At 73.5% G+C, this 2,060-nt stretch carries 3 protein-coding genes; all 3 read left to right on the top strand.

The window, feature by feature from the left end; translation table 11 throughout:
- Positions 1 to 273: 273 nt before the first annotated feature.
- The 3 genes from DQW06_RS27265 (at position 274) to DQW06_RS27255 (ending at position 1,983) form a co-directional block, all read left to right on the top strand.
- Positions 274 to 846: a DoxX family protein gene (locus DQW06_RS27265; RefSeq protein ID WP_013154333.1), complete on the top strand. Its 573-nt coding sequence runs from the start codon at positions 274 to 276 to the stop codon at positions 844 to 846.
- A 78-nt stretch (positions 847 to 924) separates the two neighbouring features.
- A complete protein-coding gene (locus DQW06_RS27260) occupies positions 925 to 1,581 on the top strand; it encodes a hypothetical protein (RefSeq protein ID WP_013154334.1) in 657 nt (218 codons plus the stop codon).
- 210 nt (positions 1,582 to 1,791) lie between these two features.
- Entirely contained in the window at positions 1,792 to 1,983 is a 192-nt protein-coding gene (locus DQW06_RS27255) for a hypothetical protein (protein ID WP_013154335.1), read from the top strand.
- The last annotated feature ends 77 nt before the right edge of the window (positions 1,984 to 2,060 follow it).

Below are 2,060 nucleotides of genomic sequence, written 5' to 3'. Positions count from 1 at the left end.
GAGCTCGTCCTCCAGCTCGTAGGTGGGTGCGGCGGGCGGCGGGGAGGGAGTGGATGTGGTCGGCACGGTGTCCACCTTAGGGCGTGCGGCGCGGACGCCGTGCGGGACCCGGGGTGCGGCAGACCCCGGCCCGCGCGCCCGGGCCCCGATCCGGACGAGGCGGTCCCCCGCGCGCCCTTTCGCGCGACTCGCCGGTCACCACGGCAGGCCAAAGCCCATGACTTTGTGTAGTTTCCGCTTGTCAGGACCGCCGGACGCCCGGGAGGAGCGGACATGCAGCGCGCCAGGCCGTACCCGCGGCCACGGATCTCCCGGGGACGCCTCTACGACGTCGTCGCCGCCCTCGTCCGGGTGGGCGTCGGGTGGATGTTCACCGAGTACGGGCTCGCGCTGCGCGGCCGGGAGGCCGCGGTCGCCGCACACCTGGACGCCGTCGGACTGGGCGTACTGTCCCCGGTGGCCGGGACGCTGCCCGCCCTGCTCGTCGCGCTCTCGATCGCCTTCGCCGTGGGCCTGCTCACATGGCTGACCGGCCCCCTGCTCGCCGTCGCGGCCGTGCTCGGCGCCCTCACGGCGGGATCGCCCGGCCTGGCGCCCCTCTCCTCGTGGGGAACGACGTCGCTGGTCACGGCGGTGTGCGTACTGATGGCCGTGAGCGGCGGACGCTGGTCATGGGACCACCTCGTCCTCTCACCGCGCGTCGGCGTGCGACACCGGAAACACCGCCGTCACCCGTCCGCGACCCGAGGGAAGGACGGCGGCGTTTCCTCGCGTCTCCCCGAACACGCCCCGCCACTGCTCTATCCTGTGGAGCAGGCCGTGCTTCGGCGGCCGTATCGACTGTGACGCGGCCCCCTGCGGCCCCTTCTTCCCGTTCGCTGCGGGTCCGCGTCCCCATGACACGGATTCGGTGGAGGGAACGCCATGTCCGCCGCAGCTTCCGGCCCGACCCCTGACAGGTCCCTGGCCAAGCTGATCGAGATCGCGGAGAAGCCGACGCTCGGCCAGCGACTGATCAGCTGGGCCTCCCGTCCACCCGGGCGGCTCTACATCCCCGCCTGCGGCGTGGTCGGCCTGGTCCTGCTCTTCGAGGACAGCGTCCCCGGCGGGCACCTGCCCACGTTCTTCATCGGCCTGGTGGGCGGTCTGCTGCTCGCCGGGATGGGCGCGCTGCGCCTGGGCATCGCCCTGGCGGTGGCCCGGCCGATGATCCGCTACTACTGGCTGCGCTGGGTGTCCGCACCGGTGATCGCCGCCGCCGCGATCGGCCTGGCCGTGGCCGACGCCCCGCTCCAGAGCCGGATCAGCGCCTCCTCCGACCAGCTGCTCTCGCTGCGCGAGGACACCGACGGCCGCACCTCCATCCCGCTCAACGGCGAACGGGTGGGGCTGTACTCGCTGCGCAGCGTCTCGGCGTACGAGGGTGTCACCCACTACGCGGTGGAGGGTTCGGGGCTGTTCAGCCCCTCGGGTCTGGCGCACAGCACCGAGCCGATTCCCGAGGGCGTCTTCGTCCCCGGGCAGGGCTCCAGGATCTACGAACACGTGTCGGGCGACTGGTACGTCTGGGTCAACCACTAGACCGCGCCCCGCACCCGTGACCCGCCCGCCGCGCCGCCGCGCGGCGGGCGGCCGCGTTCCCACCGCCGGGAACTGACCCTCCCCTTGCCGATCCTTGTCCCCCTCCAACCCTGCTCTCACCCTCGCCGGGTACACAAGGAGACGCCCCCCGGGGGAGAGCCGTCAGGTCCTCCCTCCCCGGCAGCGCCGCCAACCCCGAGGAGAGGCCCCATGCGCGAGTTCGCGCTCACCCTTCACGTGCGCATCCACGACTCGATCACCGCGCTGCGCCGCGCCCACGCGCTCGGCGACGACGACCTGGCCAGCGCGCAGGCGGGCGAGGTCGAGGACCTGGTCGAGATCGCCGCGCGGAACGGGATCGACATCGCCGGGGGCTACTCCTCCCTCTCCCCCGTCGCCTGAGCAACGGACGGGGCGGGGCCCACGCTCTCCCCCCAGGACACGCGGCAGGGGCCCGCGACCGCTACCGGTCGCGGGCC

Source organism: Nocardiopsis sp. TNDT3, from assembly GCF_003427465.1.
GTDB lineage: Bacteria > Actinomycetota > Actinomycetes > Streptosporangiales > Streptosporangiaceae > Nocardiopsis > Nocardiopsis dassonvillei.
Note: the sequence above shows the minus strand (reverse complement) of the source record. Positions and strands in the feature narration are given on the sequence as shown.

Excerpts from the sequence above, each read along its gene's own strand:
- DQW06_RS27260 (WP_013154334.1), top strand. The coding sequence starts at position 925 with ATGTCCGCCGCAGCTTCCGGCCCGACCCCTGACAGGTCCCTGGCCAAG.
- DQW06_RS27265 (WP_013154333.1), top strand. The coding sequence starts at position 274 with ATGCAGCGCGCCAGGCCGTACCCGCGGCCACGGATCTCCCGGGGACGC.
- DQW06_RS27255 (WP_013154335.1), top strand. The coding sequence starts at position 1,792 with ATGCGCGAGTTCGCGCTCACCCTTCACGTGCGCATCCACGACTCGATC.